The following is a 24,859-nucleotide window of genomic DNA, read 5'->3' as shown; positions in this document are numbered from 1 at the left end:
CCCCGTGCTCCTCGGGCCGCTCGCAGCAGGGGAGTTGACCCGGATCCATGGCTGCCGCGCATCGCTTCCCATGAGTTTCCTGTGGCTTCGCGCGGGCTCCCGGTGTGAGAGGTTCATGGTGTCCCGGCAGCACCCGCTGCCGTTGCGGACCCCTTTCCCGAGAGCAGGTGCACACACGACATGCAAAGGCGCACACGGGTCTCCTCGGCCGTCGCCGGGCTGATCGCACTCGGCCTCGCCTGCTCGGCCTGCTCGACGGGCGGGGTCGCCGACCAGGCGAACGGGTCCGCGCCGCCTCCACGGGAGGCCGCGCGGACCGCGTACACGCCGTACGTGAGCTCCACGACGGCAGCCGACACCGACAGCGCGGGCTCCCCCGACACGTACAACCTGGCCTTCGTCACCACCTCCGGGACATCGGACTGCACCCCCCTGTGGGGCGGCACCACGGCGATCGGCAGCGACGCGGTCGCGGCCCGCGCCGACACGCTCACCGCCACCGGGGCGGACCTGCGCGTCTCCTTCGGCGGCGCCGCGGGCATCGAGGCGGCACTGGCCTGCGACAGCGCCGAGGAACTGGCCGACGTCTACGCCCAGGCACTCGACGCCGTGGGCGCCACCAAGGCCGACTTCGACATCGAGGGCGACGCGCTCACCGACACCGCCTCCGTCACCCGCCGCAACGAGGCGCTCGCCCTGCTCCAGAAGAAGCGCGACCTCGACGTCACCTACACGCTGCCCGTCATGCCCGAGGGGCTGGAGGACACCGGGACCGCCGTCCTCCAGGACGCCGTGGACCAGGGTGTCGACATCTCGGCGGTCAACATCATGGCGATGAACTACAGCACCTCCCACGGCGGCGACATGGGCGACTACGCGGAACAGGCGGCCACCGCGGCCCACGACCAGCTCGTGGACCTGCTCGGGCTGTCGCAGGACGACGCGTGGAAGGCGCTGCACCTCACCGTGATGATCGGGGTCAACGACGTCGAGGGCGAGACCTTCACCCTCGACGACGCCGCGTCCCTGCGGTCCTTCGCCACCCGCCAGGGGGTCGGCGCGCTCTCCCTCTGGGCGGCCTTCCGCGACCGGGAGTGCGCCTCCGGCGAGGACGCGACGACGGCATCGGACACCTGCAGCGGAGTCGACCAGGAGGCGGGCGCCTTCGCCGAGGCACTGAGCGGCTGAACGCCTAGGGCCTCTCGTTTGGATCTTGCCGGGCTCGCGGGGTCTGGCACGCCCATCTGCGGCGTTGTCGTCAATCAACAACGCTCCGCGTTGCCTCAATCCTCCGCCTTGCAGCTGCACGCACCAGACCCCGCTCCCTGATCCGGCCTGATCCAAACGAAAGACCCTAGCGCGCACAGCATCCGGAAGCAGCCCCCGGATCAGCGCAGCGGGGCCTCGCGGACCAGCGTCATCAGCGCCTTCGCCCCCGGGCTCATGGCCTGGGCCGGCGGGAGCACCACGACGCTCTCGTAGACATGTGCCCCGTCCAGCTCCACCGCCACCAGGCCTCGTGCCTCCGGCTTACGGGCGAAGTGCTGCGGCACCACCGCGATCCCGAGGCCCTCGTGCACCAGCTCCAGCAGGCTGTGCACATCGCTGACCTCCAGCGCCACCGTGCGGCGGGCCCCCGCCGAGGCGAACGCCCCGTCCGCCGCGCGCCTGGGCCCCCAGTCCGGGTGGAAGTCGATGAACGACTCACCGCGCAGCTCGTCCCACGCCACCCGCGCGCCCTCCCGGGCCAGCCGGTGGCCGGGCGCGCACAGGAGGACCATGGGCTCCCGCGCCAGCGGCACCAGCTCACCGCGCCACTCCGGAGGGTGCACCGTCGCGGCGAACGCGAGGTCCAGCCGGCCGCCGGACACACCCTCCAGCAGGCTGGACGTGCCCTCCTGCCGGAGCCTGATCTCCATGTGCGGATGCTCCCGGTGGAAGGCCGCGAGCAGCCGCGCCGTACTGACCCCGGCCACACACTGCTCCACCCCCAGCGTCAGCGTCCCCCGCAGCAGCCCCCGTACGGCGTCGACGGCGTCCCGCGCCGCCCTGGCCCCCGCCAGCGTGCGCTCCGCCTCCACCAGCAGGGCCGCCCCCGCCTCGGTGAGCCGGACCGTACGCGTCGTCCGGCTGAACAGCGGCGTCCTCAGCTCGTGCTCCAGCGCCCGCACGGACGCGGACAGCCCGGACTGGGACACGGCCAGCCGCTCGGCCGCACGGGTGAAGTGCTGCTCCTCGGCGACCGCGACGAAGTGCTCCAGCTGGCGCAGTTCCATGATTGAGCAATCTATCCGATGAATCCCAGCGGAATCTCCTGTTGGACCGCTGGATCGATCTCCGCCAGTCTTGAGGACGCGCACCAGACCTGGCGCGCTACGCCGTGCCCCGTGGAGTGCCCGCATGTACCTTCCGTCCGCCGACCGCTACACCGCCATGCCCTACCGGCGCACCGGACGCAGCGGCCTGCTGCTGCCCGCGCTCTCGCTCGGGCTCTGGCACAACTTCGGAGGCGACCGGACCCCCGAGAGCCAGGGCGAGATCCTGCGCAGGGCCTTCGACCTCGGGATCACCCACTTCGACCTCGCCAACAACTACGGCCCGCCGCCCGGCTCGGCCGAGACCGCCATGGGCCGCGCGCTGAAGACGGACTTCGCCGGGCTCCGGGACGAGATCGTCATCTCCACCAAGGCCGGCTACCACATGTGGGAGGGCCCGTACGGGGAATGGGGCTCCCGCAAGAGCCTGCGCTCCTCGCTGGACCAGAGCCTTACGCGCCTCGGCCTCGACTACGTCGACATCTTCTACTCCCACCGCTTCGACCCCGACACCCCGCTCGAAGAGACCATGGGCGCGCTCGACACGGCCGTCCGCCAGGGCAAGGCGCTCTACGCCGGCGTCTCCAACTACTCCGCCGAGCAGACCCGCGAGGCCGCCCGCATCCTGAACGAGCTCGGCACCCCCCTCCTCATCCACCAGCCGCGCTACTCCATGCTCGACCGCTGGGTCGAGGACGGACTGCTGGACGCCCTGGACGAGCTCGGCACCGGGTCCATCGCGTACTCCCCGCTGGAGCAGGGCATCCTCTCCGACCGCTATCTGAACGGCATCCCGGAGGGATCGCGCGCCGCCGGCAGCAGCCCCTTCCTGTCGGCCGAGGCCGTCACCCCGGACCTGGTGAGCCGCCTGGGCGCACTGAACGAACTGGCCCGCGAGCGCGGCCAGTCCCTCGCCCAGCTGGCGCTCGCCTGGGTGCTGCGTGGCGGCCGGGTCACCTCCGCCGTGGTCGGCGCGAGCAGCGTCACCCAGCTGGAGAACAGCGTGGCGACGGTCGCGAACCTGGAGTTCACCGAGGACGAGCTCGCCCGCATCGACGAGCTGGTCAAGGGCACGGGCCGCCCCTGACCCCCCTGCCGTCCGCCGCCGGGCCCCCGCGCGGCGGACGGCTTCACCGGACTGGACCAGTGACAGATCACGAAGGCTCTGGCCCGGTGCTGTCCCGGCGCGTACCGTGATGCGGCACGAAGATCCTCTTCCCGGCGACGGGCGGGGGAGCGACCGACCAGCGACAGGACCGCGCACGTGAAGATCCTCGTCAGCGCCGACATGGAGGGCGCCACCGGAGTGACCTGGCCGGCCGATGTGCTGCCCGGCACCCCGCAGTGGGAGCGGTGCCGGTCGTTCTTCACCTCCGACGTGAACGCCGCGGCCCTCGGCTTCTTCGACGGTGGCGCCGACGAGGTCCTCGTGAACGAGGCCCACTGGACCATGCGCAACCTGCTCCTGGAGCAGCTCGACGAGCGCGTCCAGATGCTCACCGGCAAGCACAAGTCCCTCTCCATGGTCGAGGGCATCCAGCACGGCGACGTCGACGCCGTCGCGTTCATCGGCTACCACACGGGCGCCGGTACGGAGGGCGTGCTCGCCCACACCTACCTCGCCAACTCCATCACCGGGGTCTGGCTCAACGGGGTGCGCGCCAGCGAGGGCCTGCTCAACGCCCATGTCGCGGCGGAGTACGGCGTCCCCGTCATCCTGGTCACGGGCGACGACCTGACCTGTGAGGACGCGAGGGGATACGCCCCCGAGGCACGTACGGTGGCGGTGAAGGACCACGTCTCGCGCTACGCCGCCGTCTGCCGGACCCCGGAGCGTACCGCCGCCGACATCAGGGCGGCCGCCGCCGGCGCGACCGGGCTGGCCGGGCGCCGCACACCCATGACGAGCGGCTCGTACACGGTGGAGCTGGAGTTCGACGCCGAGCACCTGGGGGCCGCCGCGACCGTCGTCCCCGGCGTGGCGCCCAGCGGTGAGCGGCGTGTCGTCTACACCAGCGGGACGATGTACGAAGGTATTCGCACATTCAAGGCGGTGACGACGATCGTGTCGGCCGCCGTGGAGGAGCAGTATGGCTGAGGCGGACAACCCCACCGGACCGGTCGACGAGCGCGCGCTCGACGAGTCGGTGACGTTCACCTCCGAGCTGATCCGCATCGACACCACCAACCGCGGTGACGGCACCTGCCGGGAGCGGCCGGCCGCCGAGTACGTCGCCGAGCGGCTGGCGGACGCCGGACTCGAACCCGCCCTCCTGGAGCGCACACCGGGACGGACCAACGTCGTCGCCCGGATCGCCGGCACGGACCCGTCGGCGGACGCGCTCCTGGTGCACGGTCACCTCGACGTGGTGCCCGCCATGCCGGACGACTGGACCGTCCACCCGTTCTCCGGCGAGGTGCGCGACGGTGTCGTCTGGGGGCGCGGCGCCATCGACATGAAGAACATGGACGCGATGATCCTCGCCGTCGTCCGGGCCTGGGCGCGCGCGGGCGTGCGCCCGCGCCGTGACATCGTCATCGCCTACACCGCCGACGAGGAGGCCAGCGCGCACGACGGCGCGGGCTTCCTCGCCGACCGGCACCCCGGGCTCTTCGAGGGCTGCACGGAGGGCATCAGCGAGTCCGGGGCCTTCACCTTCCATGCCGGGCCCGGCATGTCGCTCTATCCCGTCGCGGCGGGGGAGCGCGGGACGGGCTGGCTGAAGCTGACCGCCGAGGGCAAGGCGGGCCACGGCTCCAAGGTCAACCGGGCCAACGCCGTCAGCAGGCTCGCGGCGGCCGTCGCCCGCATCGGTGAGCACCGTTGGCCGGTCCGGCTGACCCCGACGGTGCGGGCCGCGATCGTGGAGATCGCCGCACTCCACCACATCCGCGTCGACCTCGACGCCCCCGGATTCGACGTGGACGAGCTGCTGGGCAAGCTGGGACCGGCCGCCGCACTGATCGAGCCGACCGTGCGCAACAGCACCAACCCGACGATGCTGGACGCCGGTTACAAGGTCAACGTGATCCCGGGCCACGCCACCGCCCAGATCGACGGACGCATGGTGCCCGGCGGCGAGGACGAGTTCCACGCGACCCTGGACCGGCTGACCGGGCCCGGCGTCCACTGGGAGTTCCAGCACCGCGAGATCCCTCTGGAGGCCCCGGTCGACTCGCCGACGTACGCGAAGATGCGCGAGGCCATCGAGCTGTTCGACCCGGGTGCCCATGTCGTCCCGTACTGCATGTCGGGCGGCACGGACGCCAAGCAGTTCTCGCGTCTGGGCATCACCGGCTACGGCTACTCGCCGCTGAAGCTGCCCGTCGGCTTCGACTACCAGGCGCTGTTCCACGGCGTCGACGAGCGGGTCCCGGTCGACGCCCTGCACTTCGGCGTCCGGGTCCTGGACCACTTCCTGCGCAGCGCCTGACACCCGAACGTCCGACCGAAGAGGGGGAATCGACCATGACGTCCGAAGCGGCGTACGGCACATGGCCGTCACCGATCGACGCGGCACTGACCGCCTCGCACGACGGCCGGCCCGAATTCGTGGGCACCGTCGGCGACGAGGTGTGGTGGACGGAGCCGCGCCCGGCGGAGGGCGGCCGCCGGGCCCTCGTGCGCCGGAGGGCCGACGGCTCCACCCGGTCGGTGCTCCCCGAGCCGTGGAACCCCCGCAGCCGCGTCATCGAGTACGGCGGGTCGCCGTGGGCCGGGGCGCCGCGCGAGGAGGGCGGGCCGCTGGTCGTCTTCGTCCACTTCCCCGACCAGCGGCTGTACGCCTACGCCCCGGACGGCCCCGACGAACCGTGGCCGCTCACCCCCGTGTCCGGCATCGGCGGCGGACTGCGGTGGGTGGACCCGCAGGTGCACCTCGCGCGCGGTGAGGTCTGGTGCGTGCTGGAGGAGTTCACCGGCGAGTCGCCCACCGACGTGCGGCGGGTGATCGCCGCCGTGCCGCTGGACGGATCGGCGGCCGGCGACCGCGCCGCCGTGCGCGAACTCACCGACGACCGGAACCGGTTCGTCACCGGGCCCCGGCTCTCGCACGACGGCCGGAGGGTGGCCTGGATCGCCTGGGACCATCCGCGGATGCCGTGGGACGGCACGGTCGTGAAGATGGCCGAGGTGACCGATGGGGGCGAGTTCACCGGGATCCGGTCCCTGGTCGGCGACGTGGACGAGTCGGTCGTCCAGGTGGAGTGGGACCGCGACGGCTCGCTGGTCTTCGTCTCGGACGTCGCAGGGTGGTGGGAGCTCCAGCGCCTCAGGCCCGACGCCGTGGCCGACGCGGTCGTGCCCAGCAGCCGGCTCTGCGGCGGCCGGAGCGAGGAGTTCGGCGGACCGATGTGGAAGATCGGCCTGCGCTGGTTCCAGCTCCTGGACAACGGGCTGATCGCCGTCATCCACGGCCGGGGCACCACCGCGCTCGGTGTGCTCGACCCCGAGACCGGTGAACTGGTCGACGCCGTGGGGCCCTGGACCGCGTGGGCGGAGACGCTCGCCGTGCAGGACTCCCGGGTCATCGGTGTCGCCGCGAGCGCCCACACCTCGTACGAGGTGGTGGAGCTGGACACCGCCACCGGGCACACCCGGACGATCGGCGTCCCGCACCAGGACGCGGTCGACCCCGCCTACCACCCCGAACCGCTGATCCGCACCTTCACCGGTCCCGCGGGCCGCGAGATCCACGCCCATGTGTATCCGCCGCGCCACCCCGACCGCACCGGCCCGGACGGCGAGCTGCCGCCGTACGTCATCTGGGCGCACGGCGGCCCCACCGGCCGCTCCCCGCTCGTACTCGACCTGGAGATCGCCTACTTCACCTCCCGGGGCATCGGTGTCGCGGAGGTCGACTACGGGGGGTCGACCGGATACGGGCGTGCGTACCGGGAGCGGCTGCGCGAACAGTGGGGCGTCGTCGACGTGGAGGACTGCGCGGCCGTGGCTCTCGCGCTCGCCGAGGAGGGGACGGCCGACCGGGACCGGCTCGCGATCCGGGGCGGCAGTGCGGGCGGCTGGACCACCGCCGCCTCGCTCACGCAGACCGACGTGTACGCGTGCGGCGCGATCAGCTACCCGATCCTCGACCTGGAGGGCTGGGCGACCGGCGAGACCCACGACTTCGAGTCGCAGTACCTGGAGTCGCTCGTGGGCCCGTACGCCGAGGTGCCCGAGCGCTACCGGGAGCGCTCGCCCGTCCATCACACGGACGGGCTCACCGCGCCGTTCGTCCTGCTCCAGGGGCTCGACGACCCGATCTGCCCGGCCGTCCAGTGCGAGCGATTCCTCGCCGCGATCGAGGGGCGCGGGATCCCGCACGCGTACCTCGCCTTCGAGGGGGAGGGCCACGGCTTCCGGCGTGCCGACACCGTGCGGCGCGCACTGGAGGCCGAACTCTCCCTGTACGCCCAGACGTTCGGCATCGACCGCCCCGACATCCCGCCGCTGGAGCTGAAGAAGTGACCCTGGAGCCCCTCGCCCGGCCGGCCCGGTTGCGGCCCGGCGCCCGGGTCGCGGTCGTCGCCCCCAGCGGACCGGTGCCGCCCGAACGGCTGGAGCGCGGCCTCGACCTGCTGCGCGGCTGGGACCTCGATCCCGTCGTCGCTCCGCACGTGCTCGACACACATCCCGTGCTCGGCCATCTGGCCGGCCCGGACGAGGGCCGCGCCCGGGACCTCCAGGAGGCATGGTGCGACCCGACGGTGGACGCCGTGCTGTGCGCCAGGGGAGGGTACGGAGCCCACCGCATGGTCGATCTCCTGGACTGGCCCGCGATCCGGGCGGCCGGGCCCAAGGTGTTCGTCGGCTACAGCGACATCACCGTGCTGCACGAGGCCTTCGCGCTGCGGGCCGGGTTCTCCACGCTGCACGGCCCGATGGTCGCCACCGAGGTCTTCCTCAAGGACGCCGCCACGCAACAGGCCCTGCGGTCCACCCTGTTCGAACCCGAGTCGGTGCGGACCCTGGGGCTGGACACGGCGGTCGCGCTGGTCCCCGGCACGGCCCGGGGCGTCACCTACGGCGGCTGCGTGAGCCTTCTGGCCGCCGATGCCGGCACCCCGCGCGCCCGGACCTCCGCCGAGGGCGGGCTGCTCGTCGTCGAGGACACCGGGGAGGAGCCGTACCGGCTCGACGGCATCCTCACCCGGCTGCTGCGCATCGGCGCCCTCGACGGGATATCCGGGGTGGTGTGCGGCTCCTGGGAGGGCTGCGGTCCGTACGACGGGGTGCGGGCCGTGCTCGCCGACCGGCTGGGCGGGCTCGGGATCCCGGTGGTCGAGGAGCTGGGCTTCGGCCACGGCCCGACGGCCCTGACCGTCCCGCTCGGTGTGCCGGCCGTGCTGGAGGCACCCGCCGACGGCGGCCGGTGCACACTCACCTCCGAGGTGCCGGCGCTGCTCTGACGGCCCGTCAGTTCCGAAGGCGGTCCGGTGTCGCGCCGAAAACTCCGCTCCCGTACGTTGACAGCGGTATGACCTGTGTCACAGCATGGGCCTGGCCCGGTACTTACCGGTCGGTAATGTGTCCTCGGTGTGGAGGTCCATGTGTCGCGTGCTGTGCCCAGATTCCGCCGTCCACTCACCCTGCTCGCCGGGGCGGCGCTTCTCGCCCCGCTCGCCCTGACCGGAGCCCCTCAGGCGGCCGCCGCCGACCGGTACACCGTCACCCCGCTGGAGTTCACCGTGCGGGCCGGCGACCGGTCCTGCACGGTCGACGCCGACCTCTACCGGCCGGCCGGGGTCGACGCGCAGCACCCGGCACCGGCCGTCCTCGCCACCAACGGCTTCGGCGGCAGCAAGTCGGACGGCTCCACCGACGTCATCGGCAAGGCCTTCGCCGAGCGCGGCTACGTCGGACTCGTCTACTCGGGCCTGGGCTTCGGCAAGTCGGGCTGCCTCATCACGCTCGACGACCCCGCGATCGACGGCAAGGCGGCCTCCGGGCTCGTCGACTTCCTCGCCGGGACCCGCGCCGCCGACGACGGCACCAAGGCCGACTTCGTCACCGCCGACGCACCGGGCGACCCCGTGGTCGGCATGATCGGCGGCTCGTACGGCGGAGCCATCCAGATGGCGACCGCCTCCGCCGACCACCGGGTGGACGCGCTCGTCCCGCTGATCACCTGGAACGACCTGGCGTACTCGCTCGCCCCCAACGCCACCGGGGCGGCCACCGGGGTCTCGTCCGGCACACCCGGTGTCTTCAAGTGGCAGTGGACCAACGGCTTCTACCTCATGGGTGAGGGCCAGCCGCTGCTCGTCCCGAGCCTCGACCCGTCGCGCATCGGCGGTCTCGGCTGCCTGCACTTCGCCGAGCGGGCCTGCGACACCATCCGCCTGCTGAACTCCGGCCGCTACCCGGCCGCGGCGACCGAGGAGATGCTGACGTACGCGCGGAGCGTCTCACCGGCCTCCTACCTGTCCGGTGTCACCGCGCCCACGCTGCTCGTCCAGGGCCAGGCCGACAGCCTGTTCAACCTCAACGAGGCGACCGCCACCTACCGGACGCTCAAGGCGCAGGGCACCACGACGAAGATGATCTGGCAGGCCTGGGGGCACAGCGGTGGCCAGGTGCCCGGTGAACTCGACCTCTCCACGGGGGATCTGGAGTCCAGCTACGTCGGTCAGCGCATCCTCGCCTGGTTCGACCGCTACCTCCACCACGACGAAGCCGCTTCCACGGGACCCGAGTTCGCGTACTACCGTGACTGGACGAGCGGCTACGGCACGGCGGACGCCGTCCCCGGCCTGACCCGCACGCTGTACCTCTCCGGCGACGGAGCCCTGGTGGACGACCGCGAGAAGGTCACCCGGGGCAGCCGCCAGTACACCAACTGGCTCCTTCCGACCAGCCACTCCGAGAGCTCCCTCGCCGGACTCATCGGACTGCCCGACCCGGCGCCGTACGACACGAAGGGCACCTACCTCGGCTGGACCAGCGCCCCGCTGACCGCGCCCATGGACGTCGTGGGGGCCCCGAAGGCCACCCTGAAGGTCGTCTCGCCGAAGACGGAACGGGTCCAGAACAGCGGTGACGCCGCCGACAAGCTGGTGCTGTTCGCCAAGGCGTACGACGTGGCGCCCGACGGGAAGCAGACCCTGGTGAACCGCCTGGTGGCGCCCGTACGCGTCCCCGACGTCACCCGCCCCTTCACCGTCGAGCTGCCGGGCGTCGTGCACCGGTACGAGGCCGAGCACCGGCTGCGGTTCGTGATCGCCGCGAGCGACACGGCGTTCTTCGGCAACCGGGGGCTCAAGCCGGTCACCGTGGTCAGCGCCCCGCAGGACACCGGCGTCCTGGAGCTCCCCGTGACGGGCTGACCGTCACCCGTACGGCCCTGCTGCACAGCTCCCCGGACCCGGGGCGGAGCCATCCTGGGGTCCGGGGACCGCGCCGTTCCCGGCCGGCACCAGGAACCCAGCGAAAGGGCCGCTCATGAGCCCCAAGGACGTGTCCAGCCAGAGCACGAACGCCTTCACCCCGGCCAGGATCGCCGTCACCGTCCTGGCGATCCTGACGATCGTCTTCATCTGTGTGAACACCGACGACGTCACCATCCGGGTGATCATCCCCAAGGTCACGATGCCGCTCTGGGCGGCGCTGCTCGGGGTCTTCGTGGCGGGTGCGCTCTGCGGGGCCTACCTGTTCCGCCGGCGCGCGGCCCGCTAGCAACCCGCTCGGCCGCCGGGCTGCCTGAAAGGCGCCACCGGGGGTACGCGCGTCGCAGCGCGCCACGGGCGCGGCGGGCGGCTGAGAGGATACGGGTGTGCGGACTGTCGGTGTCGAGGAAGAACTCCTGCTCGTCGACGCGGAGAGCGGGGATCCCCGGGCACTGTCGACGGCGGTGCTGGCCCTCGCGGAGCGCCGGGCGGCGGGGGAGTCCGTATTCGAGTCCGAACTGCACGACGAGCAGCTGGAGTTCGCGACCGAGCCACGCAGCGCGATGGAGGACCTGGCGGAGGAGATCCTGCGCTGGCGGGCGGAGGCGGCCCACAGCGCCGCCGAGGCGGGCGCGGCCGTCGCGGCCCTGGCGACCTCGCCGCTGCCGGTCAGCCCGTCCATCGGGGAGGACGAGCGGTACAGGTGGCTGGCGGAGCGGTTCGGCCTGACCGCGCAGGAGCAGCTGACCTGCGGCTGCCATGTGCATGTGTCGGTGGAGTCGGACGAGGAGGGCGTCGCCGTACTGGACCGGCTGCGTCCCTGGCTCCCCGTCCTGCTGGCCCTGAGCGCGAACTCCCCCTTCTGGCAGGGGCAGGACACCTCGTACGACAGTTACCGCAGCCGGGTGTGGGGCCGCTGGCCCTCGGCGGGCCCGGTGGAGATCTTCGGCTCACCGGACCGCTACCACGAGCAGGTGCGGGCGCTGGTTGGCACGGAGGTCCTGCGCGACGAGGGGATGATCTACTTCGACGCACGGCTCTCGCACCGTTACCCCACCGTGGAGTTCAGGGTCGCGGACGTGTGCCTGGACCCGGCGGACCCGGTGCTGCTCGCCACGCTCGCGCGCGGTCTCGTCGAGACGGCGGCACGCGCCTGGCGGGCCGGTGAGCCGCCGGCGCCGGTCCCGGTGAGCGTGCTGCGCATGGCCGCCTGGCAGGCCGCCCGCTCGGGTACGGAGGGCCGGCTGCTCCATCCGCTCACCCTGCGCCCCGAACCGGCCGGAGACGTCGTCCATGCCCTGCTCGCCCATGTGAGCGACGCCCTGGAGGACAGCGGCGACCTCACGTCCGCGGACAAGGCGCTGCGGGCCGTGCTGACGCGGGGGACCGGCGCCCGGACCCAGCGGGAGCTGCTGGCGGACTCGGACAGCCTGCGGACCGTGGTGACCGAGTGCGTGGCCAGGACCCGCGGCTGAAGGCCGCCGCGCGCGTCATCCCGCGCCGTGCGCCTCCGTGTCCACCACCGACGCCAGCCGCCCCAGCATGGCGCGGTGCCTGATCTGGAGCACCGCCTCCAGGGCCACGTTGTGCAGGGCGCCGCCGAGCCCCCGCAGCGGGTGCTCGTCGATCAGCAGCAGTGTCTCGTCGCCCCAGGGGCGGATGTCGAACGCGATGCGCGCGGTTCCCAGGAAGCCGCTGTACACCTCCAGTTCGAGCGCCCTCGGTCGTTCCAGGCGGCGCACGGTGGTACGGCCCCGGAAGTCCTTCGGGCCGAGGCGCAGGGTGTACTCGATGGAGGAGCCGACCTCGGGCCACCGCCCCGTGAGCAGACGGGAGTCGTGGGTCCCCACCACCCACTTCCCGTACTGCTCCGGTTGCTCCAGGACCGACCACAGGACCGAGGGCGGCTGATGGATGATCTGGTGGCGGACGGCCATGGACCCCTCCACGCGGACATCGGACGGGTGGGTACGGCGACGTGGTCACCAGCCATGCTACGCGTGACTCCTTGCCCCGCCAGGCGGCCGCGAGCCCGCCGGACGGCCGCTCCGGGGGTCACCCGAACGGCCCAACGGGCCGGTTCGCCTCTCCGGGGCCGTCGGGGCGCCCCGACGGCCCCGGCAGCCCTCCGCACGGCACGGAGCCGCTGTGCACGGCGCGCCCGGACGGGAGGTAGAACGGATGGGCGACCTGCGGGGCGAACCCACTCGGCGAGTGAGGAGAGGGCACATGCGCGCACTGACGTGGCACGGGCGGCGGGACGTCCGGGTGGAGACGGTCCCGGACCCGGTGATCCAGGACCCGACGGACATCATCGTCCGGATCACCTCCAGCGGTATCTGCGGATCGGACCTGCACCTGTACGAGGTGCTCGGCCCCTACCTCGAACCGGGCGACATCCTCGGGCACGAGCCGATGGGTGTGGTGGAGGAGACCGGACGGGACGTCACCGCCGTCAAGCGCGGCGACCGCGTGGTGGTGCCGTTCAACGTCTCCTGCGGCGACTGCTTCATGTGCGACCAGGGACTCCAGTCGCAGTGCGAGACCACCCAGGTCCGGGAGTACGGAAGCGGCGCCGCGCTGTTCGGCTACACCAAGCTCTACGGGCAGGTGCCCGGCGGGCAGGCCGAGCTGCTGCGCGTCCCCTTCGGCAACACCCTCCCGGTCAAGGTCCCCGACGGCCCTCCCGACGACCGGTTCGTCTATCTGTCGGACGTCCTGCCGACCGCCTGGCAGGCCGTCGAGTACGCCGCCGTCCCCCCGGGCGGCAGCGTCACCGTCCTGGGACTCGGGCCGATCGGTGACATGGCGGCACGGATCGCCCTGCACCGCGGCGCCGGTCTCGTGATCGGCGTGGACCTGGTCTCCGACCGTCTCTACCGGGCCTCCGCACGGGGTGTGAAGACCCTGGACCTGCGGGAGTACGGCAAGAACCTGGGTGACGCCGTACGGGAACTGACCGACGGCCGTGGCACCGACGCGGTCATCGACGCCGTCGGCATGGAGGCCCATGGCGCGCCCGTGGCCAAGGCGGGGCAGTGGGCCGTCGGCCTGCTGCCCGACCCGGCGGCGCGCGTGCTGATGGAGCGTGCGGGCATCGACCGTCTCGGCGCGCTGCTCGCCGCGATCGACCTGGTGCGCCGGGGCGGCACCGTGTCCGTCTCCGGTGTCTACGGCGGCGCGGTCGACCCGCTGCCGCTGCTCAAGATGTTCGACAAGCAGATCCAGCTGCGGATGGGACAGGCGAACGTCCGGAACTGGGTGCCCGCCATCCTGCCGCTGCTCGTCGACGACGACCCGCTCGGCGTGGACGACTTCGCCACCCACCACCTGCCGCTGGCCGACGCCCCGAAGGCGTACGAGACTTTCCAGCAGAAGGCGGACGGCATGGTGAAGACCCTGCTCAGGCCGTGACCGTCCCCGGGGCCCACCGCGCGGCGGGCCGTCGCACGGGACAGGAGGAGCGATGACGAACGCACCGCGCGGCCTGCGCGTCGTGGTCACCGGCGCCACCGGGAACGCGGGGACCAGCGTCGTCCGGGCGCTGGCCGAGGACCCCGCGGTGTCCTCGGTGCTCGGACTGGCGCGACGGCGCCCGGAGCTGACCGTGCCCGGCGTGGAGTGGGGCACGGTGGACCTCGAACACGGTGACAGCCCACGCCGCCTGGCGGAACACCTCTCCGGCGCCGACGCCGCCATCCACCTGGCCTGGCGCTTCCAGCCGACCCACGACCCCGTCGTCACCTGGCGGAGCAACGTCGAGGGCTCGCTCCGGGTCTTCGGCGCGGTCCGGGACTCGGGCGTACCGGTTCTGGTCCACGCCTCGTCGGTGGGGGCGTACTCGCCGGGGCCGAAGCAGGAACCGGGGGTGGACGAGCAGTGGCCCACCCACGGGTGGCCGGACGCGGCGTACTGCCGGGAGAAGGCCTATCTGGAGCGTGTCCTGGACACCTTCGAGCTACGGAATCCGCAGATCAGGGTGGTGCGTATGCGGCCCGGGTTCCTGTTCAAGAGGACGGCGGCCAGCGAACAGCGCCGGATCTTCGGCGGTCGCCACCTGCCGGGCTTCCTGCTCCGCCCCGACCTCCTGCCGTTCGTCCCCGATCTCGCGGGGCTGCGCTTCCAGGTGCTGCACACGGACGACGCGGCCCAGGCGTACCGGCTCGCCGTCACCACCGATGTCCGGGGCGCCTTCAACCTGGCCGCGGACTCCGTGACCGACGCCCGGCAGCTCGCCCGGCTGCTCGACGCCCGCGTCGTACCCGCCCCGACGGCGCTGGTGCGCACCGCATTGGCCGCCGCCTGGCGCACCCACGCCGTGCCCGCCTCCCCGCACCTGTTCGACGCCGTGCTGCGCCTCCCGGTCATGAACAGCGGCCGGGCCCGGGAGGAACTGGGCTGGCGGCCCGCGCACTCGGGCACCGACGCGCTGCGCGCCTTCCTGCACGGCGTCTCCCACGGCGAGGGGGAGGACACCGCGCCGCTGGCCGGCCGGCAGTGGGGATGAGACGCCCGCGGGGTCCGGTGGCAGGTCCCGGGGCCGACGCTCCGCCCCTGCCGAACGGCCTTTCACGGACAGGGGCTTGGGTAAATCACCGGGACAACGGCCGGTCGCGGCGGTAAGGATGGGCCGCATGCGCACTCTCGTCGTCCTCGACGCCCCCTCGAACCTCGGGCTGCGGCCCCCCGCCCCCGGCACCGTACCCGGCTGCTACAAACTGGCCGGCGCGCTCCGTGAGCAGCGCATCGTGCAGCGACTCGGAGCGCTGGAGGGCGGTGTCGTCGTGCCTCCCCGCTACGACCTCGGTGACTGGCAGGAGGGCGACGGGGTCTTCAACGCGGCCGCCCTCGCCGGTTACACCCGTAAGCTCGCCGACCGCGTCGAAGCACACGTCAGGGCCGGCGAGTTCCCGGTCGTCCTCGGCGGCGACTGTTCCATCCAGCTCGGCGCCGCCCTCGCCCTGCGCCGTATCGGCCGGTACGGGCTCGCCGCGATCGACGGCTCGGCGGACTTCCGGCACCCGGGCAACAGCGACCGGATCGGCGCGGCGGGCGGCGAGGAACTGGCCCTGTCCACCGGACGCGGGCAGGCGGACCTCACCGACCTGGAAGGGCTGCGGCCCTACCTCAGGGACGAGGACGTCCGGCTCTTCGGCATGCGTGACGAGGACGAGGACCGCACCGAGATGGCCACGCTGAAGATCTCCAACGCGACGGTGGGGGAGATCAGGGAGTGGGGGCCGGCCGACATCGCCCGCGCCGTGGTGCAGACCTTGGAGATCCCGGTGCTCGACGGCTTCTGGGTCCACCTCGACGCCGATGTGCTCGACCCGAGCGTGATGCCCGCCGTCGACAGCCCCGACGCGGGCGGTCTGCTCCCCGACGAACTCGCCCCGCTGCTGCGCACGCTCGTCCGGTCACCGCGCTGCGTGGGACTCAACGTCACGATCTACGACCCCGACCTGGACCCCGACGGCACGGCGGGCGCGCTCCTCACCGACCTGGTCGTCGGCGCCTTCGCCGAGGCCGGGCCGGAAGCGAAGGGCCGATGACTGTCCCGAGGTTCTAGACCGCCACGTTCCGGTCGACGTACTCGAAGACCGAGCCGTCCGGATGCAGAGCGATCAGATTGCGGCCGGCGGGGGTGGGCACGGGGCCCGCGACGATCTTCGCGCCCACCCGCGTCAGTGCCGCGTGCGCCTCGTCGACGTCCTTGACCGCGATGGTCGCCGACACCTTGCGCAACACCTCCAGCTGCGACTCAGGGCCGCTCATCAGCAGGAAGCAGCCGATGGCGGCCACCGAGACCCCGCCGCGCTCGAAGCGCTGTGCGGGGGTGCTGGTCAGGCCCTCGTAGAAGGCCACCGCGGCCTCCAGGTCGTCGACGCAGATACGCAGCGTGGTTCCCAGGATCTCCATGCCCACGAGGGTAGTTGCCGTCCACGCGCGATGTGATCGGTTCCCCGCCCGCACCGGATCACACCCGGCAGAGGACCTCGCCGTGGGGCACCATGAACCACGCGTCGGGCTCCGCGCCCCACGCGTGCCAGGCCTCCGCGATCGCGGTCAGCTGCCCGGCACTCGCGTGCCCGCCGTCCACGGCCAGCTCCGCGTACACCGACGCGGTCGTACGGTCCGCCCACAGGCCGCTCCACCAGGCACGGTTCTCCGGGGTGGCGAAGCACCAGGCCGCCGCGGTCGGCGTGATGTCGGTGAAGCCGGCCTGCCGTGCCCAGGACAGCAGCCGGCGTCCCGCGTCGGGTTCGCCGCCGTTGGCCCGGGCCACCCGGCCGTACAGCTCCAGCCACTCCTGCATCCCGGGCACCTCCGGGTACCAGGTCATGGCCGCGTAGTCGCTGTCGCGGGCGGCGACGACGCCGCCGGGGCGGCACACCCGCCGCATCTCGCGCAGTGCCTGCACCGGGTCGCTGACGTGCTGCAGCACCTGATGGGCGTGGACCACGTCGAAGGAGTCGTCCGGGAAGTCCAGGGCGTGGACGTCCGCCGTGGCGAACTCGACGTTCTCCACGCCGCGTTCGGCGGCGTTCGCCGCCGCGCGCTCCAGCACGTCGCCGCTCGTGTCGACCGCCGTCACCCGGCCGGGCGCCACCAGCGACGCGAGGTCCGCGGTGATGGTGCCCGGCCCGCAGCCCACGTCCAGGACCGCCTGGCCTGGGCGGAGTTCGGCGACGAGGTAGGCCGCCGAGTTCGCGGCGGTCCGCCACTGGTGCGAACGCAGCACCGACTCGTGGTGGCCGTGGGTGTAGACAGCTGTTTCCTTCGGCATGGCCGTACGTCCTCTCTCGGACCTCAGTCGCAGGCGATGAGGACGACGGTACGCCGCGATGTCGGATCCTGAGATAGGCGTCTCATCATGCGGTCTTCGCTACACCGGCATCGGGCAGTACACCGTCAGTGCCTCGGGCAGCTTGTCGATCAGCAACTCCGTTCCGGAGTGCGCCACTTCACCGTCGTACGCGTACGGGGTCCCCGGTGCGAGCCCGGCGATCCGCACCCTGCGACGGCGTACCGCCGCGTGGACGGGCGACCGGCTCAGCGGCCCTGCGACCGCCGCGGCGAGCAGCCGGATCCCCGGTGTGCGGCCGCCGTGCACCACGCGTACGTCGAGCAGTCCGTCCGCCAGGTTGTGGCGGCGGCCCGGCGCCGGCCCCACCCGCCGGAAGAGTCCGTTGCCCACGAAGAGCAGCCACAACGGCCGCCGCTTGCCCTGGAGTTCCGCCGTCAGCGGGCGTGAGCCGCGCAGTGCCTCGAAGGCCGCGAGCACGCCTGCGGGCCACCCGCCGATCCGGGGCGCCCAGTGCTCCCGGGTCCGTACGAGCTCCGGATACACGCCCAGGCTGAAGGCGTTGAGGAAGTAGCCGTCGGCCTCGCCCGGCCCCTTCGGCCCCGGCCGGAACCGGCCCAGGTCGACACGGACCGCGTCGCCCGTGGTCAGCGCCGTCACCGTGTCGTGCACGGTCTCGATGCCGAGGTCGTACGCGAAGTGGTTGAGGGTCCCGCCGGGGAACACGGCGAGCGGCACGCTGTGGGTCGCCGCGACGGCCGCCGCCATGTTGACCGTCCCGTCGCCCCCGCAGACGCCCAGGGCCTTGCCCTGGCGGGCCGCCTTCTCCAAGCAGCCGGGCAGATCCGAGGGCGCGCACTCGATCGTCTCCGCGAGCGGCAGCGCGTCGCGGATGACGGTCGCCGCCGCGGTCGCCGAGCCGGACTCCCGGTTGACGACCACCACCAGGTCCTGGCCCGCCGGCAGCGCCGGCGCCTCGGCCGGCGGCCGTCCCGGGGCCGGGAGCTGTCCACGGGTCGGTACGACGCCGCGCAGCGCGAACGCGGCCCCTATGCCGAGCGCCGCGCCGGCCACCACATCGCTCGGATAGTGGACACCGGTGTAGACGCGGGAGGCGGCCACCGCCACCGCCACCGGGGCGACGACTGCACCCCAGCCCTTCGACTCCAGGGCGACACCGGTCGCGAACGCCGCGGCCGAGGCGGCGTGCCCCGACGGGAAGGACGTGGTGAACGGCTGCCGCTTCAGCTGCCTGATGACCGGAACCAGATCCACTATCGGGCGCTCCCTGCGCACCGCCCCCTTGCCCACGGTGTTGATCGCGGCCGAGGCGACCGCCAGGGAGGCGATCCCGCGCAGCGCCGCCCTGCGGGAGCGCGCGCTGGAGCCCAGCGCCGCCATACCCGCGGCGGCCCCGAACCACAGCAGCCCGTGATTGGCGCTGCGGCTCAGCCGTGGCAGGACATGCTCGGCGCCGGGCCAGTGTCTTTCGGCGACGCGCTGGAACACGGCGAGATCGCGCTGGTGGAACCGGTCCCGCCAGCGTCCGGGGGAGGGGAGGCTGCTCGATGTCGACATGGGACAGCGAATACCCTGCGACCGGGCCGTGAACCAGGAGGCGCGCAGGCCGTACTCCATCGAATCCCGGTTAAACCGGACAGAAATGGCCAATTGCCCCGTCCTGCCCGCACGGTCCCGCCGAGGGCGTTGCCCGGACAAGTTCCCTGCCGCTAGCCTGCGTTCGTGATTCCGGCCATTGACCGGAGTGTCGAACGAGATTGGCGGGCGATCATGGGGCGACTCGTCCCTGCGGTGACCAGGGCGCTGGATGTTCTCGAGCTCTTCCTCCAGGGCGAGGGGACCCTTTCCGCCCCCGAGGTCACCCGCAAGCTCCAACTGCCGCGGACCACCGTGCACGAACTGCTCACCACGCTCGCCGCGCGCTCCTACCTGGTGACGGTCCCGGAGCAGCCCGGCCGCTACCGGCTGGGCGTACGCACGTACCAGCTCGGCAGCCGCTACGCCGAGAAGCTCGACCTCGCGGCCGAGGGCCAGCAGGTCGCCCGCGAGGTCGCAGAGACCTGCGGAGAGACGGTCCACGTGGCGATCCTGGAGGACACGGAGGTCATCTACATCGCCAAGGTGGACTCCACCCACGCCGTCCGCATGGTCTCCGCCGCGGGCCGGAAGCTGCCCGCCCACTGCACCTCGGTCGGCAAGCTGCTGCTCGCCGCGCTCCCGGAGGCGGAGCTCGACGCCCGCCTCGACGGACGTGAGCTCATCGCGATGACCGACAACAGCCTCACCGACGCCGCGGAGCTGCGGGCCGCGCTCGCCGTCGTCCGCAAGCGGGGCATCGCGGTGGAGCACCGGGAGTCCAACCCCGATGTGAGCTGTGTCGCCGCGCCCGTGCGGGACCGGTCCGGACGGGTCGTCGCCGCGCTCTCCATCTCGGTGCCGATGATCCGCTGGACCGAGGAGCGTGAGGAGGAACTCGCGCAGCTCGCCGCGGGCGGCGCCGACGCGCTGTCCGGCCGGCTCGGACACCACCGGCCGCAGATATGAGGCCGGCCCTGGAGGTGGCCGTGCGGGAGCGGGCCGAGCTGGGCGAAGGCCCCACCTGGGACCCGGCCACCGGGCGGCTGATCTGGGTCGACATACTCTCGGCCCGCGTCCACACCTACGACCCGTCGACCGGCCGCCGTACGGTCATGGCGACCGGCCAGCACGTCGGGGCGGCCAAGCCCCGGGCGGGCGGCGGCCTCGTGGTCGTCCTGCGGGACGGTCTGGGCCTGTACGACGCGGACGGCGCCTTCTCCTGGCTGGTCCACGACCCGGTCCCCGGGCGCCGGGGCAACGACGCTGCCGTGGCACCGGACGGCGCGCTCTGGGCGGGCACCATGCGCTACGACGAGGCGGAGGGAGGCGGCACCCTGTCCCGGATAGCCCCGGACGGCGGGGTGAGCCGCGTCCTGGACGCGGTGACGGTCAGCAACGGCACCGGATGGAGCCCGGACGGCCGGCTCATGTACTACATCGACACCCCCGCACGGCGGATCGACGTCTTCGACGTGGACGGGGAGCACGTCCGGAACCGGCGCGCCTTCGCCACCGTCGAGGAGGGCGGCGGATGGCCCGACGGGCTGACCGTGGACGCCGACGGCTGCGTCTGGGTCGCCTTCTGGGACGGCGCGGCGATCCGCCGCCACACGCCGGACGGCCGGGTGGACCGGGTGGTGGACCTGCCGGTCCGGCGGCCCACGGCCTGCGCGTTCGGCGGCCCCGGCCTCCGCGATCTGTACGTGTCCACCGCCCGTACGGGTCTGGACGCCCCCCACCCGCTGTCGGGCTCCCTGCTCGTGCTGCCGGACGCGGGCCAGGGCCTGCCGGGGACGCCGTTCGCCGGATGAGCCGCGCGGGGGGCCGGGATGCGTACTTACGGCCCCTTCCTTGGCCGGTCCGGGGGCGGATCCCAAGGAACCTCCGTATAAAGGGCCCTGGACGGACCCAGGCGGAGGGAGGCCGGATGCACCGGAGCGAGCGGACACGGCGCCACCCCCTCCAGGAGGACCACGGCCCCGTGCGGTACGGGCCGCCGGCCCCCGATCCCGGCCTGCCCGTGCTGCCCGAGCTCGCGGGCGTCCTGGCCGCCTCCGCCGCACGGACCCGACCCGAACCGCCCGGAGGCGGAACGATCCTGCGGGAGGCGGCCCGCGGCTACTGGGAGCGCCGGGGGCTGCACGGCGGGCCCGGGAGCGTCGCCGCGGCCCCGGGCGCCCAGCCGCTCCTGCTCGCGCTGATCGCCGCGCACGGCGGCGACGTGCTCATGCCCCGGCCCTGCCCCGCCGGCTGGCTGCCCCAGGCCCGGCTGCTGGGCCGGCCCGCCTATCATGTGCCGACACCCGCCGAGTGCGGCGGCATCCCCGACCCGTACGCCCTGCTGGAGACCGTACGCAGGGTGCGCGCCGAGGGCGGCAGGCCCCGACTGCTCCTGATCTCCGTGGTGGACGACCCGACCGCGACCCTCGCGCCGCCCGAACTGGTCCGCGAGGCGTGCGAGGCCGCCGTCTCCGAGGGGCTGCACATCGTCAGCGACGAGACCTGGCGCGACACCCTGCACCGCCCCCAGGACACCGTCCTCCTCAGCCCCGCCGAGATGTGCCCCGACGACGTCACCGTCCTGTACGACCTGGCCGGAGCCCTCACCCCGTCCGCCTGGCCGGTCGCCGTCGCACGCTTCCCCGCGACGGCGCGCGCCGCCGCACGCCACGCCCGGGTACTCGACATCCTCACCGCGCTCGGCGCCCTCGTGGCGGAGCCGGTCGCCCGGGCCGCCGCCCACGCGCTGGGGGAGCCCGAGGCCGTCAGGGAGCGGATCAGGCAGGCGGCGCGCCTCCAGGCGCACGTCGCCTCCGCCGCCCACCGCGCGGTGCTCACGGTCGGCGCGCTGGCCAGGCCGCCGCAGGCCGGGCGCCATCTCTACGCCGACCTCGGACCGCTGCGGGCCCGGCTGGCCGCCCGGGGGGTCACGGACTCCATGGAGCTGGAGGAGTATCTGACGCGACGTCTCGGCGCCCCCGCTCCCGGCGGGCACCGTTTCGGGGACGAACTGGGAGCGCTGCGTGTGCGGCTGAGCACCGGCCCCCTGCTCGGCTCGACCCCGGAGCAGCAGACGGAGTCCCTCACTGCGGTGGAGCCCCTGGAATTGCCCCATGTCGCCCGGGCACTGAGCATGTTCGCAGCAGCCCTCGATGAACTCCGATGACAGGAGCCTCTCGATGACGGAACAGACCGAGCGTCCGTTCGCCGGATCCGGCCGCACGCCCGCGGACCCCGCCATCGCCGCTCCGCGCCCCCTCGGCGAGTTCCGGACCTGGCCCCGCAGCTTCGCCGACCGGCTCACCGCGCCACTGCCTGGTGTCAGGGGCATGACTCGTCTGGCCAGGGAGCGTTCGCTGCGGCCCAACGCCGAGGGGCTCCGGGGCATCCACCGGCTGCCGTACGCCCCCCAGCCCCTGCCCGTCACGGACACGGACACGACGGCCGTGACCTGGGCCGGACACGCCAGCTGGATCATCCGCATCGGCGGACTCACCGTCCTCACCGACCCCGTCTGGTCGCGCCGCATCCTGGGCACCCCCGCCAGGATCACCCCCGTCGGGGTCCGCTGGGAGGCACTGCCGCCCGTCGACGCGGTCCTCATCAGCCACAACCACTACGACCACCTCGACGCCCCCACGCTCCGCAGGCTCCCCAGGGACACCCCGCTCCTCGTCCCCGCCGGCCTCGGCCGCTGGTGCCGGCGCCGCCGCTTCACCTGCGTCACCGAGCTGGACTGGTGGGAATCGGTGGAGCTGGGCGGGGTCCGCTTCGACTTCGTGCCCTCGCACCACTGGTCCAAGCGCACCCTCCTGGACACCTGCCGGTCGCTCTGGGGCGGCTGGGTGCTCGGCGACGGTCGGGGACGGCGGCTCTACTTCGCGGGGGACACCGGCTACGGCCACTGGTTCAAGGAGATCGGCCGCCGCTATCCCGGCCTCGACCTCGCCATGCTGCCGATCGGCGCGTACGAACCGCGCTGGTGGCTCTCGGACGTACACACCGACCCCGAGGAAGCCGTGCAGGCGTACGAGGACCTCGGGGCCCGCGCGATGGCCCCCATGCACTGGGCGACGTTCCTGCTCTCCGCCGAACCGGTGCTCGAACCGCTGACCCGGCTCCGCACGGCCTGGCAGCGGGCCGGGCATGCGCGCGCCGACCTCTGGGACCTGCCGGTCGGCGCCTCGCGCGTCCTGGAAGCCTGACCGGTGACCGCTTCCTCAGTCGGCCATGCGGGCCCGCACCCGCCGCCAGAGCGCCGGAGTCCCGCTGATCAGCAGCGTCAGCACCACCGCCGCGAGCACGCCCTCCCACGGCTCCGGGAACAGCGAACCGCCCAGGATCCCGATCAGCTGGTACGTCACCGCCCAGGCCAGACACGCGGGCACATCGCCCCGGGCGAACTGCCGCAGCGGCATCTCACCGAGCAGACAGGCCAGCATCACCGGTATCCGCCCGGCCGGTATCAGCCGGGACAGCACCAGCACCATCGTGTCGTGCTCGTCCAGCTTCCGCTGAGCCTGCTCCAGCCGCTCCGGAGCGGCCCTGCTGGTGATCGCCTCCAGCCACTTCGAGCCGTTCTTCGACCGCACCCCGCGCTGCCCCAGCCAGTACAGGCAGATGTCCCCGAGGAACGCCGCGGCGGACGCCACGGCGAACACCACGAGCAGGGCGAACGGTGACGTCTGGTGCAACGTCACCACCGCCGCCGTACTCACCAGCGCCCCCGTCGGAACCACGGGCAACAGCGACCCCAGCGCCACGAGCAGGAACAACGACGGGTAGCCGACGGCCTGCTGCGTCGACTCCGTCGGCAGCTGCCCCAGCACTTCCTCGATCACCTACGGGCCTCCGGCCTCACATGCTCGCCGTGCCCCAGCCGGTGCACCGCCACTTCCGGTGCCACCCGCGCCGCCTGCCGCACGAACTCGTCGCCCGGCGCGTGGAACTCGTGCGGCTTGACCCCGTCCAGCCCGATCGGCCAGTACGTGCCGTAGTGCACCGGCACCGCGGACCGCGGCTCCAGCAGGGTCAGCACCTGCGCCGCACGGGTCGCGTCCAGATGGTGGTGGCCCAGATTCGGGCCCCAGCCGCCGACCGGGAGCAGCGCCACGTCCACCGGCCCCACCGCGTCGGCCATGCCGTCGAAGAGCCCGGTGTCACCGGCGAAGTACGTACGGGCCTCGCCCTCGACGACGTACCCCAGAGCGGGCACCCGGCGCGGCCCCACCGGCAGCCGGCGCCCGTCGTGCAGCGCCGGAACCGCGCGCACCAGGACCTCGCCGACCCGCACCACATCGCCCGCGGCGACCTCGGAGATCCGCAGCCCGCGCGCCCGGCGCAGCAGCCGGAGGCCCGGGACGGCCCCCACCGCGCCGCGGGGCACGATCAGCAGGCTGCCGGGGGCGAGACGGGCCAGGGAGGGGAGATGCAGATGGTCGGAGTGCAGATGGGAGATCAGGACCGCGTCGGCGACCGCGGCCTCCGGCGGCGGGACCTCGCCCCGGCGCCGGCGCAGATGCGCGAAGCGGCGGGCGAACAACGGGTCGGTCAGCACCCGGACCCCGGTGTCCTCGATCGTGCAGGTGGCATGACCCCACCAGGTGACCTCCACCGCCCCGCCTCCTCCCGCGCGTCCCCGCCATCACCGTTCCCGTACGAGGGTATGCGGTCCGCGCCCTTCCCACGCCGGAGTGCTCCTTCACGCCTGCTCCGGTGCGGTCACGGACGGCTACGGAGGGCTACGGCGGGG

The 24,859-nt window shown here is 73.0% G+C and carries 23 protein-coding genes; 16 read left to right on the top strand and 7 right to left on the bottom strand.

Annotation, left to right across the window (positions count from 1 at the left end):
• Positions 1–180 precede the first annotated feature (180 nt).
• Positions 181–1,188: a chitinase gene (locus tag ACZ607_RS05980; protein WP_469732187.1), complete on the top strand. Its 1,008-nt coding sequence runs from the start codon at positions 181–183 to the stop codon at positions 1,186–1,188.
• A 200-nt stretch (positions 1,189–1,388) separates the two neighbouring features.
• On the opposite strand, the gene ACZ607_RS05975 is transcribed toward ACZ607_RS05980, so the two are convergent.
• Positions 1,389–2,276, bottom strand: coding sequence for a LysR family transcriptional regulator (locus tag ACZ607_RS05975; RefSeq protein WP_469732185.1), 888 nt, complete (start codon positions 2,274–2,276; stop codon positions 1,389–1,391).
• A gap of 124 nt (positions 2,277–2,400) precedes the next feature.
• Here ACZ607_RS05975 and ACZ607_RS05970 point away from each other — a divergent pair, with 124 nt between their 5' ends.
• The 8 genes from ACZ607_RS05970 (at position 2,401) to ACZ607_RS05935 (ending at position 12,178) form a co-directional block, all read left to right on the top strand.
• Entirely contained in the window at positions 2,401–3,402 is a 1,002-nt protein-coding gene (locus ACZ607_RS05970) for an aldo/keto reductase (RefSeq protein ID WP_469732183.1), read from the top strand.
• A 177-nt stretch (positions 3,403–3,579) separates the two neighbouring features.
• Positions 3,580–4,413, top strand: coding sequence for a M55 family metallopeptidase (locus ACZ607_RS05965; RefSeq protein WP_469732181.1), 834 nt, complete (start codon positions 3,580–3,582; stop codon positions 4,411–4,413).
• Positions 4,406–5,749: a M20/M25/M40 family metallo-hydrolase gene (locus ACZ607_RS05960; RefSeq protein ID WP_469732179.1), complete on the top strand. Its 1,344-nt coding sequence runs from the start codon at positions 4,406–4,408 to the stop codon at positions 5,747–5,749. The genes ACZ607_RS05965 and ACZ607_RS05960 overlap by 8 nt, the downstream gene beginning before the upstream one ends.
• 35 nt (positions 5,750–5,784) lie before the next feature.
• Positions 5,785–7,785, top strand: coding sequence for a S9 family peptidase (locus tag ACZ607_RS05955; RefSeq protein WP_469732178.1), 2,001 nt, complete (start codon positions 5,785–5,787; stop codon positions 7,783–7,785).
• Entirely contained in the window at positions 7,782–8,726 is a 945-nt protein-coding gene (locus ACZ607_RS05950) for a S66 peptidase family protein (protein WP_469732176.1), read from the top strand. The genes ACZ607_RS05955 and ACZ607_RS05950 overlap by 4 nt, the downstream gene beginning before the upstream one ends.
• Positions 8,727–8,855: 129 nt before the next feature.
• The gene (locus ACZ607_RS05945; protein ID WP_469732174.1) at positions 8,856–10,643 is read left to right on the top strand and encodes a CocE/NonD family hydrolase; all 1,788 of its coding nucleotides are present in this window, start codon (positions 8,856–8,858) and stop codon (positions 10,641–10,643) included.
• Between the two features lie 115 nt (positions 10,644–10,758).
• Positions 10,759–10,992: a LapA family protein gene (locus ACZ607_RS05940; RefSeq protein ID WP_469732173.1), complete on the top strand. Its 234-nt coding sequence runs from the start codon at positions 10,759–10,761 to the stop codon at positions 10,990–10,992.
• Between the two features lie 97 nt (positions 10,993–11,089).
• A complete protein-coding gene (locus tag ACZ607_RS05935) occupies positions 11,090–12,178 on the top strand; it encodes a glutamate--cysteine ligase 2 (RefSeq protein WP_469732172.1) in 1,089 nt (362 codons plus the stop codon).
• Between the two features lie 15 nt (positions 12,179–12,193).
• Here ACZ607_RS05935 and ACZ607_RS05930 read toward each other — a convergent pair whose 3' ends face one another.
• On the bottom strand, positions 12,194–12,640 hold the full coding sequence (locus ACZ607_RS05930; protein ID WP_469732170.1) for an SRPBCC family protein: 447 nt from the start codon (positions 12,638–12,640) through the stop codon (positions 12,194–12,196).
• A gap of 292 nt (positions 12,641–12,932) precedes the next feature.
• Between ACZ607_RS05930 and ACZ607_RS05925 the strand changes: the two genes are divergently transcribed.
• The 3 genes from ACZ607_RS05925 to ACZ607_RS05915 all read left to right on the top strand — a co-directional run bounded on the left by ACZ607_RS05925 (position 12,933) and on the right by ACZ607_RS05915 (position 16,255).
• A complete protein-coding gene (locus ACZ607_RS05925) occupies positions 12,933–14,117 on the top strand; it encodes an alcohol dehydrogenase catalytic domain-containing protein (RefSeq protein ID WP_469732168.1) in 1,185 nt (394 codons plus the stop codon).
• Between the two features lie 52 nt (positions 14,118–14,169).
• Complete coding sequence (locus ACZ607_RS05920) at positions 14,170–15,210, top strand: NAD-dependent epimerase/dehydratase family protein (protein WP_469732166.1); 1,041 nt, start codon at positions 14,170–14,172, stop codon at positions 15,208–15,210.
• 127 nt (positions 15,211–15,337) lie between these two features.
• On the top strand, positions 15,338–16,255 hold the full coding sequence (locus ACZ607_RS05915) for an arginase family protein (RefSeq protein WP_469732164.1): 918 nt from the start codon (positions 15,338–15,340) through the stop codon (positions 16,253–16,255).
• A gap of 13 nt (positions 16,256–16,268) precedes the next feature.
• Here ACZ607_RS05915 and ACZ607_RS05910 read toward each other — a convergent pair whose 3' ends face one another.
• The 3 genes from ACZ607_RS05910 to ACZ607_RS05900 form a co-directional block, all read right to left on the bottom strand.
• Entirely contained in the window at positions 16,269–16,622 is a 354-nt protein-coding gene (locus ACZ607_RS05910) for a VOC family protein (protein WP_469732162.1), read from the bottom strand.
• A 58-nt stretch (positions 16,623–16,680) separates the two neighbouring features.
• Entirely contained in the window at positions 16,681–17,490 is an 810-nt protein-coding gene (locus tag ACZ607_RS05905) for a class I SAM-dependent methyltransferase (protein ID WP_469732160.1), read from the bottom strand.
• 99 nt (positions 17,491–17,589) lie between these two features.
• Positions 17,590–19,086 (bottom strand): phosphatase PAP2 family protein, encoded by a 1,497-nt coding sequence (locus ACZ607_RS05900; RefSeq protein ID WP_469732158.1) that lies wholly within the window; start codon positions 19,084–19,086, stop codon positions 17,590–17,592.
• A gap of 213 nt (positions 19,087–19,299) precedes the next feature.
• On the opposite strand from ACZ607_RS05900, the gene ACZ607_RS05895 reads away from it, so the two are divergent.
• The 4 genes from ACZ607_RS05895 (at position 19,300) to ACZ607_RS05880 (ending at position 23,312) form a co-directional block, all read left to right on the top strand.
• Positions 19,300–20,073 (top strand): IclR family transcriptional regulator, encoded by a 774-nt coding sequence (locus tag ACZ607_RS05895; protein WP_469732156.1) that lies wholly within the window; start codon positions 19,300–19,302, stop codon positions 20,071–20,073.
• Entirely contained in the window at positions 20,070–20,918 is an 849-nt protein-coding gene (locus ACZ607_RS05890) for an SMP-30/gluconolactonase/LRE family protein (protein WP_469732154.1), read from the top strand. Before ACZ607_RS05895 ends, ACZ607_RS05890 begins: the two co-directional genes overlap by 4 nt.
• A gap of 116 nt (positions 20,919–21,034) precedes the next feature.
• Complete coding sequence (locus ACZ607_RS05885) at positions 21,035–22,273, top strand: aminotransferase class I/II-fold pyridoxal phosphate-dependent enzyme (RefSeq protein WP_469732152.1); 1,239 nt, start codon at positions 21,035–21,037, stop codon at positions 22,271–22,273.
• Positions 22,274–22,286: 13 nt separating this feature from the next.
• On the top strand, positions 22,287–23,312 hold the full coding sequence (locus ACZ607_RS05880) for an MBL fold metallo-hydrolase (RefSeq protein WP_469732150.1): 1,026 nt from the start codon (positions 22,287–22,289) through the stop codon (positions 23,310–23,312).
• Positions 23,313–23,327: 15 nt separating this feature from the next.
• On the opposite strand, the gene ACZ607_RS05875 is transcribed toward ACZ607_RS05880, so the two are convergent.
• Both ACZ607_RS05875 and ACZ607_RS05870 read right to left on the bottom strand, forming a co-directional pair.
• The gene (locus tag ACZ607_RS05875) at positions 23,328–23,948 is read right to left on the bottom strand and encodes a DedA family protein (protein WP_469732148.1); all 621 of its coding nucleotides are present in this window, start codon (positions 23,946–23,948) and stop codon (positions 23,328–23,330) included.
• Positions 23,945–24,721: an MBL fold metallo-hydrolase gene (locus tag ACZ607_RS05870; RefSeq protein WP_469732146.1), complete on the bottom strand. Its 777-nt coding sequence runs from the start codon at positions 24,719–24,721 to the stop codon at positions 23,945–23,947. Before ACZ607_RS05870 ends, ACZ607_RS05875 begins: the two co-directional genes overlap by 4 nt.
• Positions 24,722–24,859 lie beyond the last annotated feature (138 nt).

Source organism: Streptomyces sp. NPDC104381, from assembly GCF_055583745.1.
This window is presented reverse-complemented; position numbering and strand designations above follow the sequence as displayed.

What these genes read in the sequence shown, in the direction of transcription:
- ACZ607_RS05905 (WP_469732160.1), bottom strand. Translation starts at nt 17,490, where the DNA reads ATGCCGAAGGAAACAGCTGTCTACACCCACGGCCACCACGAGTCGGTG.
- ACZ607_RS05920 (WP_469732166.1), top strand. Translation starts at nt 14,170, where the DNA reads ATGACGAACGCACCGCGCGGCCTGCGCGTCGTGGTCACCGGCGCCACC.
- ACZ607_RS05960 (WP_469732179.1), top strand. Translation starts at nt 4,406, where the DNA reads ATGGCTGAGGCGGACAACCCCACCGGACCGGTCGACGAGCGCGCGCTC.
- ACZ607_RS05925 (WP_469732168.1), top strand. Translation starts at nt 12,933, where the DNA reads ATGCGCGCACTGACGTGGCACGGGCGGCGGGACGTCCGGGTGGAGACG.
- ACZ607_RS05970 (WP_469732183.1), top strand. Translation starts at nt 2,401, where the DNA reads ATGTACCTTCCGTCCGCCGACCGCTACACCGCCATGCCCTACCGGCGC.
- ACZ607_RS05890 (WP_469732154.1), top strand. Translation starts at nt 20,070, where the DNA reads ATGAGGCCGGCCCTGGAGGTGGCCGTGCGGGAGCGGGCCGAGCTGGGC.
- ACZ607_RS05880 (WP_469732150.1), top strand. Translation starts at nt 22,287, where the DNA reads ATGACGGAACAGACCGAGCGTCCGTTCGCCGGATCCGGCCGCACGCCC.
- ACZ607_RS05885 (WP_469732152.1), top strand. Translation starts at nt 21,035, where the DNA reads ATGCACCGGAGCGAGCGGACACGGCGCCACCCCCTCCAGGAGGACCAC.
- ACZ607_RS05930 (WP_469732170.1), bottom strand. Translation starts at nt 12,640, where the DNA reads ATGGCCGTCCGCCACCAGATCATCCATCAGCCGCCCTCGGTCCTGTGG.
- ACZ607_RS05910 (WP_469732162.1), bottom strand. Translation starts at nt 16,622, where the DNA reads ATGGAGATCCTGGGAACCACGCTGCGTATCTGCGTCGACGACCTGGAG.
- ACZ607_RS05955 (WP_469732178.1), top strand. Translation starts at nt 5,785, where the DNA reads ATGACGTCCGAAGCGGCGTACGGCACATGGCCGTCACCGATCGACGCG.
- ACZ607_RS05895 (WP_469732156.1), top strand. Translation starts at nt 19,300, where the DNA reads ATGGGGCGACTCGTCCCTGCGGTGACCAGGGCGCTGGATGTTCTCGAG.
- ACZ607_RS05900 (WP_469732158.1), bottom strand. Translation starts at nt 19,086, where the DNA reads ATGTCGACATCGAGCAGCCTCCCCTCCCCCGGACGCTGGCGGGACCGG.
- ACZ607_RS05975 (WP_469732185.1), bottom strand. Translation starts at nt 2,276, where the DNA reads ATGGAACTGCGCCAGCTGGAGCACTTCGTCGCGGTCGCCGAGGAGCAG.
- ACZ607_RS05940 (WP_469732173.1), top strand. Translation starts at nt 10,759, where the DNA reads ATGAGCCCCAAGGACGTGTCCAGCCAGAGCACGAACGCCTTCACCCCG.
- ACZ607_RS05915 (WP_469732164.1), top strand. Translation starts at nt 15,338, where the DNA reads ATGCGCACTCTCGTCGTCCTCGACGCCCCCTCGAACCTCGGGCTGCGG.
- ACZ607_RS05980 (WP_469732187.1), top strand. Translation starts at nt 181, where the DNA reads ATGCAAAGGCGCACACGGGTCTCCTCGGCCGTCGCCGGGCTGATCGCA.